Here is a 16,123-nt window from a genome sequence, read left to right as displayed (position 1 = left end):
GCCCGATGAGCCACACCGCGACAATCCTGCTGCTCGGCTCGGGCGAGCTGGGGCGCGAATTCGTGATCTCGGCCAAGCGGCTGGGCGCCTATGTGATCGCCTGCGACGCCTACGACCACGCGCCCGCGATGCAGATGGCCGATGCGCGCGAGGTGTTCTCGATGCTCGACGGCGCGAAACTGCGCGCAGCGGTGGAGCGGCATAGCCCGGATTACATCGTCCCGGAGGTCGAAGCGATCCGCACCGAGGTGCTCGCCGAACTCGAGGCTGAGGGTTTCACCGTGGTCCCCTCGGCGCGGGCGACGCAGCTGACGATGAACCGCGACGCGATCCGCGATCTCGCGGCTCAGGAACTGGGGCTTACCACCTCGCTTTATCGCTACGCCATCAATCTGGAGCAGGTGTGCGCCGCCACGGAGCACACGGGCTTCCCGTGCGTGATCAAGCCGGTGATGTCTTCCTCGGGCAAGGGTCAGACCACCGTGCAGGATGCGGACGGGCTCGAGGCGGCGTGGGACTATGCGGTCGCCAACATGCGCGGCGACCGGGCCCGCGTGATCGTCGAGCAATTCGTCGATTTCGATTACGAGATCACCCTGCTGACCGTGCGCCACCGGGCGGGCGTGAGTTTCTGTCCGCCGATCGGTCACCGGCAGGAGCGCGGCGATTATCGCGAGAGCTGGCAACCCGCCGCCATGGCGGATGCAGCGATCGCCCGCGCGCAGGCAATGGCGCGCATCGTGGTCGAGGATCTGGGCGGCTACGGACTCTACGGCGTGGAATTCTTCGTTCGAGGCGAGGAGGTGATCTTCTCCGAACTCTCGCCGCGCCCGCACGACACGGGCATGGTCACGCTGCTGAGCCAGAACCTTTCCGAATTCGATCTCCACGCCCGCGCGGTGATGGGGCTGCCAGTACCCGATCCGGTCCGCGCGCCGATCCGCGCCCGCCCGGCGGCCTCGGCGGTGATCCTCGCCGATCGCGACAGCGCAAGCTTGCGCTACGAAGGGCTGGCCGACGCGATGGCCGAGGGCGCCGATATCCGCATCTTCGGCAAGCCCGAGGCGCGGCCCTATCGCCGGATGGGCGTCGCGCTGGCCACCGGGGCGGATATCGAGGCCGCGCGCCGCGCCGCGCGCGAGGCGGCGGACAGGGTGCGGATCGTCTACGGCGCCTGAAGCGAGGATTGCGCTTTACTGTCGCCGCAGCATACCGCATCCTCGAATCGGCAGGAGGAGAGGTATGATGAGATTCGCATGGATGGCCGCCGCGTTGCTGGTTTTCACGGCTGCGCCGGCCTCGGCCGATGAGACCAGCGCCCCCGATTATTCGCAGGATGCCGCGTGGTTGTGCAAGCCGGAGCGGATCGATGCCTGCGCCAGCGACCAGTCGATCACGGTGGTGGACGCCAAGGGCGCGATGCGCGCCGAAGCGCTGGTGCCGGATGCGGACCGTCCGTTCGATTGTTTCTATGTCTACCCGACCGTCTCGAACGATCCGGGCGGCAACAGCGACATGAGCGCCAATGCCGAGGAACTGCGCGTGGCGCATGCGCAGGCGGCGCGATTCCGCAAGCATTGCCGGGTGTTCGCGCCGCTTTACCGCCAGATCACGCTGACCGCCTTGCGGAGCCTGATGGCGGGCGGCACCGATCCGGTTCCCGATCGCGCGCTTGCTTTCGGCGACGTGCAGGCTGCGTGGAAGAGCTATCTCGCCAATGACAACGACGGGCGCGGGGTGGTGCTGATCGGGCACAGCCAGGGCAGCGGGATGCTCAGCCAGTTGCTCGAGACGATGACCTCGGCCGAGGAGCGCGCCAAGGTGGTTTCGGCGCTGCTCATCGGCACGAATGTCGAGCGCTCGGCGAGCGATCCTGCCGCGGGAGACTTCGCCTGGATGCCCGCCTGCACGAGCGCCGACCAGCACGGCTGCGTGGTCACCTACGTCACCTTTCGCGACGATGTACCGCCGCCCCCGGGCAGCCGGTTCGGGCGCACGCAGAATGCAGGGATGCATACACTCTGCGTCAACCCCGCCGCGCTGCTCGGCAAGGGCGCGCAGGCCGACGCGATCTTCTCGACCGGCGGGGTCGGCACCTCGAGCAAGCCGATGACCGAGTGGGTCGTGGGCGAACCGCTGCCGACGACCAATTTCGTCTCGGTGCCGGGGATGATCGAGGCGCGCTGCGAGGATCGCGGCGGCGCCAATTATCTTGCGGTGACAGTCCGCGGCGATGCGACCGACCGGCGCGTCGACGACATCACCGGCGACGTCTACGCGGGCGAGAGGCGGCTCGACGACTGGGGACTGCACCTGCTCGACATGCCGGTGGTGATGGGCGACCTGGTGGAGCTGACCCGGCGGCAACACGCAAGCTGGGCAGCGGCGCGCTGATCCGGCACGCACTTGCCCCCCGCCGCGTGCGCCCGTAGTGCGCGCAGCATGAACGATTATCCCAAGACCAGCCGGTTGATGCAGCGCGGCGCGGAATTTCTCGGCACCGAATACGCCATCATGTGCGGCGCGATGAGCTGGGTGTCCGAGCGTAATCTGGTTTCTGCCATCTCTAACGCTGGCGGCTTCGGCGTGATCGCCTGCGGCGCGATGACCCCCGAATTGCTCGACACCGAAATCGCCGAAACCAGGAAGCGCACCGACAAGCCCTTCGGCGTCAACCTCATCACCATGCACCCCGATCTGTTCGAACTGATCGCGGTGTGCGAACGCCACGCGGTGGGCCATATCGTGCTCGCGGGCGGGATCCCGCCCAAGGGCAGCGTCGAGGCGATCAAGGGCGGCAGGAATCCCGCCAAGGTCGTGGTCTTCGCGCCCACGCTGGCGCTGGCGAAGAAGCTGCTGCGCTCCGGCGGTGATGCGCTGGTGATCGAGGGCATGGAGGCGGGCGGCCATATCGGCCCGGTTTCGACCAGCGTGCTGGCGCAGGAAATGCTTCCCGAACTGGCGGAAGACCATGTGGTCTTCGTCGCCGGCGGGATCGGGCGCGGCCAGGCGATCGCGGGCTATCTCGAAATGGGTGCCGCCGGGGTCCAGCTGGGCACCCGCTTCGCCTGCGCCACCGAGAGCATCGCCCACGAGAATTTCAAAAAGGCTTTCTTCCGCGCCAATGCCCGAGATGCGGTCGCCAGCGTGCAGGTCGATCCGCGCCTGCCGGTGATCCCGGTGCGTGCGCTCAAGAACAAGGGCACCGAGGCCTTCACCGACAAGCAGCGCGAGGTCGCCGGCACGCTCGATCGCGAGGAGATCGCGATGGCCGAGGCGCAATTGCAGATCGAGCATTACTGGGCGGGCGCGCTGCGCCGCGCGGTGATCGACGGCGATGTCGAGAACGGCAGCCTGATGGCGGGCCAGTCGGTCGGGATGCTCAAGGAAGAAGAGCCGGTGGCCGCAATCATCGCTAAGCTGATGGAGCAGAGCGAGGGTGCGCTGGGGAGGCGGTAGACCTCGAAAAGCGAGCAAGGAGAGAGACGATGTGCAGGGACGGTGAATTCGACGGGCGGGACTTGCCGCGTTTCAACCGGCGGCAATTCGCCGCGCTGAGCGGCTCCGCGGCACTGGCCGCCTGCACCGGGATGGATGGCGGCGCCGGTGCTGCACTAGGCGAGGCCGTGCGCGGTCCCAGCCTGGCCGAAAGCTCGGTCACGATCGCCACCCCCGATGGCCAGGCGGACGCCTTCTTCGTTCACCCAGCGAGCGGCCGCCACCCAGCGGTGCTGCTGTGGCCCGACATCGCGGGCCTGCGCGATGCCTTTCGGATGATGGCGCGGCGGCTGGCCGAGCGCGGCTATTCCGTGCTGGTGGTCAATCCCTATTACCGCGACGTCGTGGGCGAGCAGTTCGAGGATTTCGCCGCTTTCCGCGCCGGCGGCGGGTTCGACAAGGTCGGGCCGTGGCGCGGCAAGCTCACCGCCGAACCGATCATGCGCGATGCGCGCGCGCTGGTGGGTTGGCTGGACCGGCAGGCGAGCGTCGACACCGCGCGCGGGGTGGGCACGCAGGGCTATTGCATGGGCGGCCCCTTCACCGTCTGGACCGCCGCGGCGGTGCCTTCGCGGGTCGAGGCGGCGGCGAGCTTCCACGGCGGCGGGCTGGTCGACGAGGGGAATTCGCTGAGCCCGCACAATCTGTTCGAGCAGACCCGCGACACCGCCTATCTGATCGCGATCGCGCAGAACGACGACGCCAAGGACCCCGAGGTCAAGACCGTGCTGCGCCGGGCGGCCGAGGCTGCGGATGTGCGCGCCGAGATCGAGGTCTATCCTGCCGACCACGGCTGGACCGTGCCCGACTCGCCTGCCTACGACCGCGCGGCGGCGGAACGCGCCTGGATGGAGCTGATGGAGCTCTATACTGCCGAGCTAAGCTGACGCCGGCGATTGCGCGCGTGGCCGAAGGGTCCGAGCTAGCGCACCGCTACCGTCCGGCGCTCAGTCGCCTCCGCCTCCATCTGCCGGTCCTGATTGGCGCGAAAGACGATATAGGCGCGGATCGCGTCGATCTCTTCTTTCGAGAGCGATGCCGCGAAGCTGGCCATCCCGTTCTGCGTCAGCACCCCGTCGTGGACCACAGCGAGGAAGGCGTCCTTGTTCGACAGCGTGCCGCTGCGCCGCAGATCGGGCAGCACGGTCGATCCCACCGCGGCGGGCGCGTGGCATACCGCGCAATAGCGCGCGTAATGCTTGCCGCCTTCGGCGATGGTGGCGGCGCTGGCGCGGCTGGGCGGCGGATCGAGTGGCAGTTGCGCGAGCTCGGGCATCGGCGGCAGCGCGCCATCCGCGCCCAGCTTGAACACCAGCAGCCGGCTGATGTTCTGCACCGGCCCCTGATCGTTCACCAGCCCGCCATCGGCGGAGATGGCATAGGCGCCGCCCCAGCCGGCCAGCACCGCGACATATTGCTCGCCGGCGACCGTATAGGTGATCGGCGGAGCCACGATCCCGGTCTGCGCCGGGAAGCTCCATAGCTTGCTGCCATCGGCGGCGTCGTAGGCGCTGAACTCGCTCGAGGAATTGCCCTGGAACACCAGACCGCCGCCGGTCGCCAGCAGCCCGCCGTTCCAGGGGCCGGGGAATTCCACCTCCCAGCGCGCTTCCTGCCGGACCGGATCCCAGGCCAGCAGCTTGCCCTTGACCGTGCCATAGACCTCGCGGCGGATGCCGAGATCGGGCGGCAGATCGCCCGCGCCAAGATCGAAGCCGACGTTGAATCCGCGTGCGCGGTCGGGCTTCCAATTCGCTTCGGGCGCGTAGATCGTCGCCGCCTCGAAAGCGGGGATATAGACCAGCCCTTCGTCAGGGTGGAAGGCCATCGGGTGCCAATTGTGCCCGCCCAGCGGGCCGGGCATCACCATCGCCGGCTTGCCCGTAATATCGATCCGCGCCTCGCGCTTCTGGATCGGGCGCCCCTGGGCATCGATCCCCTCGGCCCAGTTCTGCGGGATATAGGCCTTGGCGGAGATGAATTCGCCACTCGCGCGGTCGAGCACGTAGAAGAACCCGTTCTTGGGCGCCTGCATCAGCACCTTCCGCTCGCGCCCGTCGATCGCGATGTCGGCGAGGACGATATGCTGGGTGGCGGTATAGTCCCAGGTCTCGCCGGGCGTGGTCTGGTAGTGCCAGACGTATTCGCCGGTGTCGGGCCGGATCGCGACGATGCTGGAGAGATAGAGATTGTCGCCCTCGCCGCGTCCGTCGGCGCCGGGGCTGCGATAGGCGCGGTTCCAGGGGCTGCCGTTGCCGACCCCGATATAGAGCAGGTCGAGTTCGGGGTCGTAGGCCATCGAATCCCACACCGTCCCGCCGCCGCCGATACCGTTCTCGCCGCCTAGCACGTCGCCGCTCCAGGTCTCGGCGGCGGCTTTGAGATATTCGGGCGCCGCTTCGTCCTCGTCCTCATTGCCTTCGGGCACGGTGTAGAAGCGCCACAGCTCCTCGCCATCGGCCGCATCATAGGCGGCGATATAGCCGCGCACGCCGAATTCGGCGCCGCCATTGCCGATCAGCACCTTGCCGTCGATCACCCGCGGCGCGCCGGTGATGGTGTAGGATTGCCCCTGGTCGACCGTGAGTTTCTCCCACTCGACCGCTCCGGTGTCGCGGTCGAGCGCCACCAGCCGCCCGTCGAGCGTGCCCAGGAACAGGCTGTCGCCCCAGGCCGCGAGCCCGCGGTTGACGACGTCGCAGCAGGCCTTGACGGCCGTCTCGCCGGGGACCTGCGGGTCGTATTCCCACAAGGGCTCGCCGGTTGCCGCGTCGTAGGCCTTCACCTTGCTCCAGGCGGTGGTGACGTAGAGCTTGCCATCCATCACCAGCGGGGTGGCTTCCTGTCCGCGCGCGGTGTCCATATCGGCGAACCAGGCGAGGCTGAGCTCGCCCACATTGTCGCGGTTTATCTGCTCGAGCGGCGAGAAGCGCTGTTCGGAATAGGTGCGTCCGTGGGTGATCCAGTTGGCCCAGTCGGCGTCGGCGTTGACGAGGCTGATCGCATCGATGTCGCCGGCGTTTTCCTGCGCTGCCATCTCGCTGCAGCCCGCCAGCGCGATCGTCGCCAATACGGCGTATCCCCAGTTTCGCATGTCACCCTCTCCCCGGGCGCCGGTATCCGGTCGCCTCGGCAGGCATCCTGCCGCGCCGTGCGGCAGATGTCCATTCAGACCGGTCAGCTTTTCAATTGTGCGAGCGGCGCACCATGGGGTAGGCTGATCTCCCAAACGGGAGAGCGAGTGCGATGGGTGGTCTGATTTTCATGGCGCTGGCGGTGCTGGTGCTGTTCATCTTCCTGGTGATGGCGGTCACGGTCGTCAAACAGGGCTACGTCTACACCATCGAGAGGCTCGGCAAATACACCATCGCGGCCGAGCCCGGCCTCCACCTCATAATCCCGCTGATCGATCGTGTCGGGCGCAAGATCAACGTGATGGAACAGGTGCTCGACATTCCCGGGCAGGAGATCATCACCGCCGACAACGCCATGGTCGGGGTCGATGCGGTGGTCTTCTTCCAGGTGCTCGACGCGGGCAAGGCCGCCTACGAAGTCTCCAACCTCTACCAGGCGATCATGGCGCTCACCACGACCAATCTGCGCACGGTGATGGGCAGCATGGATCTCGACGAGACGCTGTCCAAGCGCGACGAGATCAACGCGCGGCTGCTCTCGGTGGTCGATCACGCGACCTCGCCCTGGGGGGTCAAGATCACCCGCGTCGAGATCAAGGACATCCGCCCGCCGCTCGACATTTCAGAAGCCATGGCGCGGCAGATGAAGGCCGAACGCCTTAAGCGCGCCGAGATCCTCGAGGCCGAGGGCGACCGTGCATCGAACATCCTGCGCGCCGAAGGCGACAAGCAGTCGGCGATCCTCAAGGCCGAGGGCAAGCGCGAGGCCGCCTTCCGCGACGCAGAAGCGCGCGAGCGTGCCGCCGAGGCCGAAGCCAAGGCCACCGAGCTGGTCTCCAACGCCATCGCGGAATCGGGCAGTCAGGCGATCAATTATTTCGTCGCGCAGGAATACACCAAGGCGGTGGGCAAGTTCGCCGACAGCCCCAACGCCAAGACCATCCTGTTCCCGGTCGAGGCGACCCAGCTGATCGGCTCGCTGGGCGGCATCGGCGAACTGGTGCGCGGCAGTTTCGGCGAGAGTCGGGGCTCGGGCGATACCGGAACGCCGATACCCGAACCGCGCACGCAGCGCCCGCAGCCGGTCCGGCGCGCGAGCGTTCCTTCCTCCAACGATCCTGCGCGGGGCTGAGGGGCAAGTGGACGGGATCGAAGCCCATTGGCTCTGGTTCGCCGCCGGGTTGATCCTGGCCGGGCTCGAGATGGTGGTGCCCGGGGTCTATCTGATGTGGCTGGCGATGGCGGCGCTGGCGACCGGGGTGATTGCCCTGGTGGCGCTGCCCTCGCTCGCAGTGCAGGTCACCAGCTTCATCTTCCTGTCGCTGATCTTCGCCTTTTCCGCGCGGCGGATGCTGCGCGACCGGCCGATCGTCAGCTCGGATCCGCTGCTCAACAATCGCGGTGGGCGGATGGTCGGCCAGACCGCGCTGGTCACGCAGGCGCTGGTGTCGGGCAGCGGACGGGTCAAGGTCGGCGACAGCGAGTGGATCGCGCGCGGTCCCGACGCCGCCATCGGCGAGCGGGTGCGGATCACCGGGAACGACGGTTCGGAACTGCTGGTCGAACCGGTCGCGCTGATTGCCAAGGGGGACCCCGCAGGCGAGGCCTGACGCGGTGCGGGATTTGCTCCGAGCCCTTACTCAGGGCAGGGCGCGGTCCGAAAAGCGTCCCTGCCGTCGGTAGCGCACCATCCATTTGTCGAGAAACAGATTGAGCGGCTTGGGCTCGATCCCCAGCTCCGCGAATCCGGGATGTTCGCCCGAGACCACGCTGCCCTGCTTGAGCAATTGCCACTGGTCCTTGCCCATCGGCGTGCCCGGCAGCGCGGCGAAGGTGCCCGAAACCGCATCGGGCATGGGAAGGAAGGTGCGCTTGCGCCGCTGCGCGGCCGCGATCCGGCGGTTGATCTCCAGCATCGTCAGTCGCTCGGGCCCGCCCAGCTCGAAGATACGGCCGCCCTGCTTGCCGGGTTCCTCCAGCGCCACCGCGACCGCTTCCGCGACATCGTCGACATAGACGAGCTGCAGCTGGGCATCGGGGCCGAACACCGGCAGCACCGGCGCAAAGCGGATCATCCCGGCGAACATCGACAGAAAGGCATCGTCCTTGCCGAACAGGATCGAGGGCCGCAGGATCGTCGCCTGCGGGAAGGACTCGCGCACGCGTTGCTCGCCAAGCTTCTTGGCTGCGGCATAGTGGTTCTCGGGGCCATCGGCGGGTTGCTCGGCGATCGCGCTGACATGGACGAAGGCGGTCGCGCCGGTCCGGGCGGCGGCCTCGGCCATCCAGCCCGCGCTGTCGCCCATGATCTGCTTGAGATCGCCCGAGAAGCTGCCGACCAGATTGGCCACCGCATCGGCGCCGGCGATGACGGCATCGACGCTGCGGCGGTCGGTCACGTCGCAGCGCGCGAACTGGATCTGGCCCAGATTGGCGAGCGGCTTGAGATTGAACGCGCGCTCGGGATGGCGGCTGGCGATCCGCAGCCGCGCGCCGCGCGCGAGCAGCGCCTGCGCGACGTAATTGCCGATGAAGCCGCTCCCGCCCATCAGCACCACGAGTTTACCGTTCAACGCGCTCTTGCTCGCCATGCTCGTCCTTCGTTGGATTGACCCGCTCGCCTCTAGCCGCAAGCACGCCGCGCTCGCAAGCATTCCGCACCGCGGGTCGGCGAGTGGCGGGAACAGAGGGAGGCGGCGCGAAGTCGATTGACAAGGGTCCCCCGCCTTCGCTAGTGGCCCGCGCCTACCGACGGCACCGGACCAAGACGACCGGATTGCTGCAAACGTGCCCAGATGGCGGAATTGGTAGACGCACCAGCTTCAGGTGCTGGCGATCGAAAGGTCGTGGAGGTTCGAGTCCTCTTCTGGGCACCATTTGTTCTTCTCACGTTCTCCCAAATAATCTATAAAACCCGCAGAAATCCTAGGGATTTGGCCCTTGGATCGTTCCGGATCGTCCCGCCTGTTCTCGGGGGTTCCAGACACTTTTGTGGGCCTTTTGAGGCCGTTTCGCAAAGGCCCAGATGAAAAGGCCCCCACATGCCGCTGACAGATACTCGCCTCCGCGCACTCAAGCCCAAGGATAAGCCGTACAAGGTCACCGATGAGCGCGGCCTATATGTTGAGGTCACGCCGACCGGCGGCAAACTTTGGCGATTCCGATACCGGATCGGCGGCGCGCAAAAGAAGCTCTGCATCGGCAGCTATCCCGACATCAGTCTCAAGCAAGCGCGAGACGAAGCCTACGAGGCACGACGAGCTGTTGCTTCAGGGGGCGACCCGGCCTTTGAGAAGCGCAAGCGGAAAATCCGCGCCGAGTTCCTTTCTGCACAGACGTTCGAGGCAGTCGCACGTGAGTATATTGAACAGATGATGGTCCAGAATGGCCGTGCCGATGGCACGATCGTCAAGGCCAATTATTTCCTCGACAAGCTTGCGCCTGCCATCGGGAACCGACCCATCAACGAGATCGAGCCGTTCGAAGTCCTGGCTCCTCTGAAACGACTGGAAGCTACTGGTAAGCACGAGACTGCGAAGAAATGCCGCTCGTTCGCAGGCCGCGTGTTTCGCTATGGTGTCGCAACGACCCGTTGCAAATCCGATCCGACCAGTATGCTGAAGGGTGCACTCGTAACGCCGCGAGCCAAGCATTATGCAGCAATTCTCGAGCCCACCGAGCTAGGCGGGTTGCTCCGCGCAATCGACGACTTCACTGGCTACATGGTGACGAAGTTAGCCTTGCAGATAGCGCCGCATGTGTTCGTACGCCCCGGCGAACTCCGGCACGCCGAATGGCATGAGATCGACCTCGTCGATGGGGTCTGGAAGATCCCTGCCGGTAAAATGAAAGCGCGCCGAGCGCATGCCGTCCCGCTTTCCAAGCAGGTTAGAGGCTATCTCACTGATCTGGCCGAGATGCTCGGCCGCGAAGGATATGTCTTCCCGTCTGCGCGCAGCTCCAAGCGTCCCATGAGTGAAAACACGCTCAATGCCGCATTCCGTCGCATGGGATACTCGAAAGAAGAAGTCACCGCTCACGGACTCCGTGCGACAGCATCGACATTCCTGAACGAGTCGGGCCTTTGGAATCCCGATGCGATCGAGCGTGCCCTGGCACATGGCGACAGTAATGTTGTGCGTGGCATCTACCATCGCGGCAAACATTGGGACGAGCGCGTGCGAATGGCTCAATGGTGGAGCGACTACCTCGATGAGCTGCGGACAGGAGGAAAGGTCATCATGGGGAAGTTTGCGAAGGGTTGATCGGGAGATCGAATTTCTTCTCAGCCAATGCAGGATTGAAGGCTCAGGATCAGCCCTATCAGGGACACTGACGCCAGCACGGCGAACTCAATTCTGATGCCCCAGATTCGAAGCCAATTCCGCATCGTGCCGAGCCTCAGTTCGTAGAGCTTTGGCAGCTAAGTTGATCGAAGCGTTCAGCAACAGTCTTCCACGTTGCTATGCCTGCCTCGTCCCCTTCGTTGGATAGCCGCTGGATTTGCTGCGCGATATAAGCGGTTCCCTCTTCGCCATGGTTCTTTTCGACCCAGAGTGCGACGGCCCACAATTCCTGATCGCGGTTCAGCACCATGGCTCACGTCTCCCGGTCCAGGTCCGCGCCAGCCCTTCGCTGACCAGCTGATCGCCAAGCGAGCGGCCGCCGCGCGTTACAACCCGCAATTTGCGACCGTACTGATCCTCATCTCTGCTCCCGATAGTCGTCAGTTCAAAGGGCCCGTCATTGAGCAATTCGACAAGGCGGTGCGTCGCGCGCATGCCGAGCTGGTATTCATAGTCGCAACGAGGCTCGCTGATCTCGGGAGTGTCGATGTCGGCAATCCGGATCTTCACGCCATCAAGCCAGAAAGTATCTCCATCCACGACGCATGTGCGCCGGATGGATCCGCAGATGTCGAATTGTGGGGAGCTTGCTTGCTGGAATAAAGCCTGAGGCTGCTGATCGTCGTTAGCAAGGCTGGCATCATGGACTGGCCAGTTGAGTGCCAGCATCCCTCCAGCAAAAACGATCGCGAATGCTCCCAAACCCAACGCGATCTCCTTTCTCAGCTTCCGGCGCTTCTGTGCCTTCAACGCCTTGCGAAAGTCGAACGGCTCACCGGGGGTCTCATTCACTGGCGTTGTCCGTCTTCATTCCGGCACATGATTTCAGACAATAGCCGGAAATCAGGTAGTTTCGTCAATTGTACGTACCAATTGCTTGCCAACGTCCCAACACAGACCGGACATATTGCGGCGTTTCACCATTGTTGGGGATGCCGCGTGATCGGGAGACGGCACCTGGGCCAGCATTGTAAGCAGCCAAGGCCAGGTGGACTGCGTCGAACCGGTCCAACATATCGCGAAGGTACCGGGCGCCACCGTCGATCGAAGCAAGAGGGTCATGACGGTTCCGGACGCCCAGTTCTCGCGCCGTGGCCGGCATAAGCTGAGCCAGCCCGGCAGCACCGGCTGGACTCACAGCCATCGGATTGAAGCGGGACTCAGCCCAGATAAGAGCACGAAGCAGGTTGGTCGGAAGCCCGTAACGACGTTCAGCCTCGGCTATCGCCGCCATATACAAGCCTTCCCGGTAGGATACGTTTGCTGGCTCGGCCTGGTAGATTGCAGGAAGATATTCCCTTGCCGGCTGCTGGTCCGTCTTCGGCGGAACGATCGCGTGCTCGAACAAGGTGAAATCCTGGGCGCGGACCTGCTGTGAGGAGGTCGCGATAATCCCCAGACAGGCGACCGTTATCGCAGCCAGACGATTGAGGAAGGTCATCTCGAGTGGTGCTCCATTGATTCGAATCGCAAGAGAACATAGATAGAACATATGCCTGTAGGAAAGCGGCGAACGCCTGCGTTTGGGAGAGGAGAGGAGCGCTGATGAGAGGGCCACTTTGCATGCTGAGGAGCTCGCATGTCCCTGTCTGTCCAAACTCATCCCGACCGGTCGCTTGCCGAGACCGCCCGCCGTATCTGCGAATCGCGAGGGGGCAAATGGTCCGGTACTAAGGGCATGGCCTGCTGCCCTGCGCATGATGACCGCACGCCGTCCCTCGGTGTGACGCTCGGCCAAAGGGCCATCCTCTTCCACTGTTTCGCGGGATGCGATCAGCAGAGCGTGCTGGCTGCTTTGGCGCGTGAAGGTTTCGACGCAAGCTCGCTCTTTTCAGGCTCTGCGACTACGGACGGTCCCGAGCCGACCAGAATGCGCAAACCCTCGGCGGCAGCGCTGAGGATCTGGCGCGAAGCGCAAGCTTTGCGAGCCAGTCCTGCAAAGGCTTACCTTGGAAGCCGCGGCATCCTCGCCGCATCTCCGGCGCTCCGCTTCCATCCACGAACGCCGCTTGGCCCGAAAGGACGGACCCGCTTTCTGCCCGCCATGATCGCGGCAGTCAGCCTCGACGAGGGCCCGATCGCCATCCATCGCACGTTCCTTTCGGGCAATGCCAAGGCTGGCTTCGACAAGCCGAAGCGCGCGCTTGGCGCGCTCGGTGAGGCTGCTGTCCGCCTTTTCGCTCCGGCCTCCGGCAAGCTCGGCCTCGCCGAGGGTATCGAGAGTGCGATGTCGGCCTACGCTCTTACCGGCATCCCCGTCTGGGCGACCCTGGGCAATGAGCGCTTCGGCCTCGTCAGCGTGCCCGAGAGCGTGACCGAGCTTCATCTCTTCGTCGATCACGATGCTGGCGGCGAGCTGGCCGCATCGCGTGGCCTGGCCGCTTATGCCCGCGATGGGCGGACGATCCAGGTCCGCAAACCATCCTCACGCGGCACCGACTGGAACGATGAACTGACAGCATGGCTGCGCCGCAAAGCGGCGCCGTAGAGGAGAGAGGGCTTCTCAGATTCCTGATCCGGCAGAGGGCGTGTCCCGATGCCCCCATCAGGAGGACGAATTGCCATGTTTCAATCAGACCTGTTTCCCGCCGGCGAGCAGTTGCCGTCAATGCCATTGGCCTATGCCATTGGCACCCGAGTTGCCGCGCTTCTTGCTTCGGGACGTCATCTTACCCGTACCGACATTTCCGAGCTGTTTGCCGACGAGACCGGTGTCCTGGACTGGGGAAGCGCCTGGAAGATCGACGACTACAACAGCGCGGTCGAGATCGGCGCACTACTCTGGCTTCGAGAGTCCTCACGGATCGATCTGGCGACGAATGTACACGAAGCCGAAGCGCGGTTCGACTGGCTCGAAGCAGCCTTGCCGCAGCGGCACGTTCGCAGCGAAGCACAGGTCGAGCTCCAGCAGTTCTCGACCCCGCCAATGCTGGCCTGGCTGATGGCGAAGGCCGCAGCTGTCTGCGCGCAAGACACGCTCCTCGAACCGTCCGCAGGCAATGGTGCCCTTGCTCTCTGGGGTTGCCTCCAGAACGCTTCGCTGCTCCTCAACGAGATCGATCCGGCAAGACGAGACGGTCTGGCCCACGTCTTCCCCACGGCCACCATCGCTGCGCATGACGGGGAACTGATCGCCGACTTGCTTCGCGGCCCTGTTCCGTCTGCCGTGCTGATGAACCCGCCGTTCGCTCACAGCCTGGAACGCGGCAAGGACGGTGAGACCGCTATGCGTCACCTACGCGGTGCAATCCGGGCCGCTGCTAATCGGGCGAGGATCGTCGCCATTATGCCTGAAGGCTTCGACGCCTCCACCTTCGCCAAGGAACAGGACGAAGCATCGCTGCTCCTCGATGTTCGGCTGCAGCAGATGTTTCGCCGGACAGGGACGGGGATCGCTGTTCGCCTGGTTGTGTTCGACAAGACGCCGATTGCGTCCTCGCCTGCGATCACCGGAGATACTGCCGACCTCATCTCGCTCCACGAGCTTATCACTGCGCTTCCGCCACGCGTACAGACCTCCGCCAACATCCATCGCCTGCCGCTCGGCAAGCCAGTGCGCCTCGTTGGCAAGACTTCGGCCCAAAGCGCGCCGGTGCGGCCGGTGGCGCCGTTCGCCGCGACACCAGCAGCCACGGCGAATGCGATCGACCTTGCCTATTCGGTCCTCGCCGACCCCGCGCCTGTGCCCGAACAGGCAGGCATCTACCTGCCTTACCGGCCCAGCCGCATCGCCTTCGAAGATGCTCCGGTCCATCCCACCCCGCTCGTGGAATCGGTCGCCATGGGTTCGGTCGCGGCACCGCAGGCCGATGTTTGCCCGCGCATTCCCGCATGTTGGCAGGCCGATGGCCTGCTGTCCGAAGCGCAATGCGAGACACTGGTCTATGCTACCCAGGCATTTGCGCGCGATCTTCCGGGTCAGTTCAAGGTGAGCCAGGAAGGCACCTCGCTGGAACTCTCCGAGGACGGACACTCCTACCGCCAAGGCTTCTTCCTCGGCGACGGAACCGGAGCGGGCAAAGGACGGCAGATCGCCGCGGTCATCATGGATCGCTGGCTCGCAGGCGAGCGCCGACATGTCTGGATCACCAAGAACGAGGCGCTGCTCGAAGATGCACGCCGCGACTGGGAAGCGCTTGGCGGGCTGTCGCTCGATCTCCAGCCGCTCTCGCGCTGGAAACTCGGCCAGCCCGTAACGATGTCCGAAGGTATTCTCTTCGTCACCTATCCGACGCTGCGCTCGGGCCGCGCCGAGGATACGCGGCTCGACCAGATCCTTGCCTGGGCGGGCGAGGATTTCGACGGCGTGATCGCTTTCGACGAAGCCCATGCGATGGCTAATGCGCTCGGGGGCTCTTCAACCCGCGGCAAGGTCAAGGGCTCCGAACAAGGGATGGCGGGCCTCAGGCTGCAGAACCATCTCCCGCGCGCCCGCGTGCTTTATGCTTCGGCCACCGGCGCCTCGGATATCGCCAACCTCGGCTACACCTCCCGGCTTGGTCTGTGGGGACCCGAGACCGCATTCCCGACCCACGAGGCGTTCATGACCGAGATCCGCGCTGGCGGCGTCGCGGCGATGGAGCTCGTCGCCCGCGACCTCAAGGCCCAAGGACTCTACCTTGCCCGTGCGCTGTCCTTTGCAGGGGTCGAGTACGAAATCCTCGAACACAGCCTGACCGAAGCGCAGGTCCGAGCCTACGATGCCTATGCTGATGCCTGGGCGATCATTCACCGCAACCTCGAAGCTGCGCTCGAAGCAACCCGCGTGGTCGACGAGGACAGCGGCGATACGCTCAATCGCAATGCCAAGGCTGCGGCGCTGTCGATCTTCGAAGGCACCAAGCAGCGCTTCTTTGCCCAGCTCCTGCTCTCGATGAAATTGCCGAGCCTGATCCCCGCGATGGAAGTAGCGCTTGGCGAAGAGCATTCGGTTGTCGTGCAGCTGGTCTCGACCGCCGAGGCCATGCTCGACCGACGCCTTGCCGACCTTACCGTGGAAGAGCGCGAAGCGCTCGATATCGACCTTTCCCCGCGTGAAAACGTCTAATGCTGAGCTCAACATTAGACATATTCTTTGCAGTCGCAGTTTATGTCGAGCGTCGCAGTCGGAGGCGCGGGATTGCGTCGGTTCGTCATGATTTTACT

14 protein-coding genes and 1 tRNA gene are annotated in these 16,123 nt (G+C 64.9%); 10 read left to right on the top strand and 5 right to left on the bottom strand.

Translation table 11 applies throughout. From position 1 onward, the window contains the following. Nucleotides 1-5 precede the first annotated feature (5 nt). From purT to Q9K01_RS14135, 4 genes are all read left to right on the top strand, one after another. Entirely contained in the window at nucleotides 6-1,178 is a 1,173-nt protein-coding gene (gene purT / locus Q9K01_RS14150; protein WP_305930770.1) for a formate-dependent phosphoribosylglycinamide formyltransferase, read from the top strand. Nucleotides 1,179-1,242: 64 nt separating this feature from the next. Beyond that, complete coding sequence (locus tag Q9K01_RS14145; protein ID WP_305930769.1) at nucleotides 1,243-2,394, top strand: DUF3089 domain-containing protein; 1,152 nt, start codon at nucleotides 1,243-1,245, stop codon at nucleotides 2,392-2,394. A 48-nt stretch (nucleotides 2,395-2,442) separates the two neighbouring features. Continuing rightward, nucleotides 2,443-3,459, top strand: coding sequence for an NAD(P)H-dependent flavin oxidoreductase (locus Q9K01_RS14140; protein WP_305930768.1), 1,017 nt, complete (start codon nucleotides 2,443-2,445; stop codon nucleotides 3,457-3,459). A 29-nt stretch (nucleotides 3,460-3,488) separates the two neighbouring features. Next, on the top strand, nucleotides 3,489-4,385 hold the full coding sequence (locus Q9K01_RS14135) for a dienelactone hydrolase family protein (protein WP_305930767.1): 897 nt from the start codon (nucleotides 3,489-3,491) through the stop codon (nucleotides 4,383-4,385). A gap of 35 nt (nucleotides 4,386-4,420) precedes the next feature. Here Q9K01_RS14135 and Q9K01_RS14130 read toward each other — a convergent pair whose 3' ends face one another. Then, complete coding sequence (locus tag Q9K01_RS14130) at nucleotides 4,421-6,592, bottom strand: PQQ-dependent dehydrogenase, methanol/ethanol family (protein ID WP_305930766.1); 2,172 nt, start codon at nucleotides 6,590-6,592, stop codon at nucleotides 4,421-4,423. Nucleotides 6,593-6,744: 152 nt separating this feature from the next. Here Q9K01_RS14130 and Q9K01_RS14125 point away from each other — a divergent pair, with 152 nt between their 5' ends. Further along, nucleotides 6,745-7,764, top strand: a complete 1,020-nt coding sequence (locus Q9K01_RS14125; protein ID WP_305930765.1) for an SPFH domain-containing protein — start codon at nucleotides 6,745-6,747, stop codon at nucleotides 7,762-7,764. Nucleotides 7,765-7,771: 7 nt separating this feature from the next. Then, complete coding sequence (locus Q9K01_RS14120) at nucleotides 7,772-8,242, top strand: NfeD family protein (RefSeq protein ID WP_305930764.1); 471 nt, start codon at nucleotides 7,772-7,774, stop codon at nucleotides 8,240-8,242. A gap of 30 nt (nucleotides 8,243-8,272) precedes the next feature. Here Q9K01_RS14120 and Q9K01_RS14115 read toward each other — a convergent pair whose 3' ends face one another. After that, nucleotides 8,273-9,223 (bottom strand): complex I NDUFA9 subunit family protein, encoded by a 951-nt coding sequence (locus Q9K01_RS14115; RefSeq protein WP_305930763.1) that lies wholly within the window; start codon nucleotides 9,221-9,223, stop codon nucleotides 8,273-8,275. A gap of 198 nt (nucleotides 9,224-9,421) precedes the next feature. Here Q9K01_RS14115 and Q9K01_RS14110 point away from each other — a divergent pair. Together Q9K01_RS14110 and Q9K01_RS14105 are read left to right on the top strand one after the other, a co-directional pair. Further along, nucleotides 9,422-9,508 (top strand) — tRNA-Leu (locus tag Q9K01_RS14110). 165 nt (nucleotides 9,509-9,673) lie between these two features. Next, nucleotides 9,674-10,897, top strand: coding sequence for a tyrosine-type recombinase/integrase (locus Q9K01_RS14105; RefSeq protein WP_067506381.1), 1,224 nt, complete (start codon nucleotides 9,674-9,676; stop codon nucleotides 10,895-10,897). 136 nt (nucleotides 10,898-11,033) lie between these two features. Here Q9K01_RS14105 and Q9K01_RS14100 read toward each other — a convergent pair whose 3' ends face one another. The 3 genes from Q9K01_RS14100 to Q9K01_RS14090 form a co-directional block, all read right to left on the bottom strand. Then, on the bottom strand, nucleotides 11,034-11,228 hold the full coding sequence (locus Q9K01_RS14100; RefSeq protein ID WP_061921215.1) for a DUF6961 family protein: 195 nt from the start codon (nucleotides 11,226-11,228) through the stop codon (nucleotides 11,034-11,036). Next, nucleotides 11,219-11,770, bottom strand: coding sequence for a thermonuclease family protein (locus Q9K01_RS14095; protein WP_233997481.1), 552 nt, complete (start codon nucleotides 11,768-11,770; stop codon nucleotides 11,219-11,221). Before Q9K01_RS14095 ends, Q9K01_RS14100 begins: the two co-directional genes overlap by 10 nt. Nucleotides 11,771-11,834: 64 nt before the next feature. Continuing rightward, entirely contained in the window at nucleotides 11,835-12,419 is a 585-nt protein-coding gene (locus Q9K01_RS14090) for a lytic transglycosylase domain-containing protein (protein WP_067506378.1), read from the bottom strand. A gap of 138 nt (nucleotides 12,420-12,557) precedes the next feature. Between Q9K01_RS14090 and Q9K01_RS14085 the strand changes: the two genes are divergently transcribed. Together Q9K01_RS14085 and Q9K01_RS14080 are read left to right on the top strand one after the other, a co-directional pair. Next, entirely contained in the window at nucleotides 12,558-13,466 is a 909-nt protein-coding gene (locus tag Q9K01_RS14085; RefSeq protein ID WP_305930762.1) for a DUF7146 domain-containing protein, read from the top strand. 75 nt (nucleotides 13,467-13,541) lie between these two features. Then, the gene (locus Q9K01_RS14080; RefSeq protein WP_305930761.1) at nucleotides 13,542-16,025 is read left to right on the top strand and encodes a strawberry notch family protein; all 2,484 of its coding nucleotides are present in this window, start codon (nucleotides 13,542-13,544) and stop codon (nucleotides 16,023-16,025) included. The last annotated feature ends 98 nt before the right edge of the window (nucleotides 16,026-16,123 follow it).

The sequence above is a fragment of the Qipengyuania benthica genome, from assembly GCF_030717865.1.
Taxonomy (GTDB): Bacteria; Pseudomonadota; Alphaproteobacteria; order Sphingomonadales; family Sphingomonadaceae; genus Qipengyuania; species Qipengyuania benthica.
The sequence above is the reverse complement of the archived record's forward strand: the minus strand, read 5'-3'. Positions and strand labels throughout refer to the sequence as shown.

Coding starts and splice junctions, on each gene's coding strand:
- purT (WP_305930770.1), top strand. CDS start 6: ATGAGCCACACCGCGACAATCCTGCTGCTCGGCTCGGGCGAGCTGGGG.
- Q9K01_RS14145 (WP_305930769.1), top strand. CDS start 1,243: ATGATGAGATTCGCATGGATGGCCGCCGCGTTGCTGGTTTTCACGGCT.
- Q9K01_RS14140 (WP_305930768.1), top strand. CDS start 2,443: ATGAACGATTATCCCAAGACCAGCCGGTTGATGCAGCGCGGCGCGGAA.
- Q9K01_RS14135 (WP_305930767.1), top strand. CDS start 3,489: ATGTGCAGGGACGGTGAATTCGACGGGCGGGACTTGCCGCGTTTCAAC.
- Q9K01_RS14130 (WP_305930766.1), bottom strand. CDS start 6,592: ATGCGAAACTGGGGATACGCCGTATTGGCGACGATCGCGCTGGCGGGC.
- Q9K01_RS14125 (WP_305930765.1), top strand. CDS start 6,745: ATGGGTGGTCTGATTTTCATGGCGCTGGCGGTGCTGGTGCTGTTCATC.
- Q9K01_RS14115 (WP_305930763.1), bottom strand. CDS start 9,223: ATGGCGAGCAAGAGCGCGTTGAACGGTAAACTCGTGGTGCTGATGGGC.
- Q9K01_RS14105 (WP_067506381.1), top strand. CDS start 9,674: ATGCCGCTGACAGATACTCGCCTCCGCGCACTCAAGCCCAAGGATAAG.
- Q9K01_RS14100 (WP_061921215.1), bottom strand. CDS start 11,228: ATGGTGCTGAACCGCGATCAGGAATTGTGGGCCGTCGCACTCTGGGTC.
- Q9K01_RS14090 (WP_067506378.1), bottom strand. CDS start 12,419: ATGACCTTCCTCAATCGTCTGGCTGCGATAACGGTCGCCTGTCTGGGG.
- Q9K01_RS14085 (WP_305930762.1), top strand. CDS start 12,558: ATGTCCCTGTCTGTCCAAACTCATCCCGACCGGTCGCTTGCCGAGACC.
- Q9K01_RS14080 (WP_305930761.1), top strand. CDS start 13,542: ATGTTTCAATCAGACCTGTTTCCCGCCGGCGAGCAGTTGCCGTCAATG.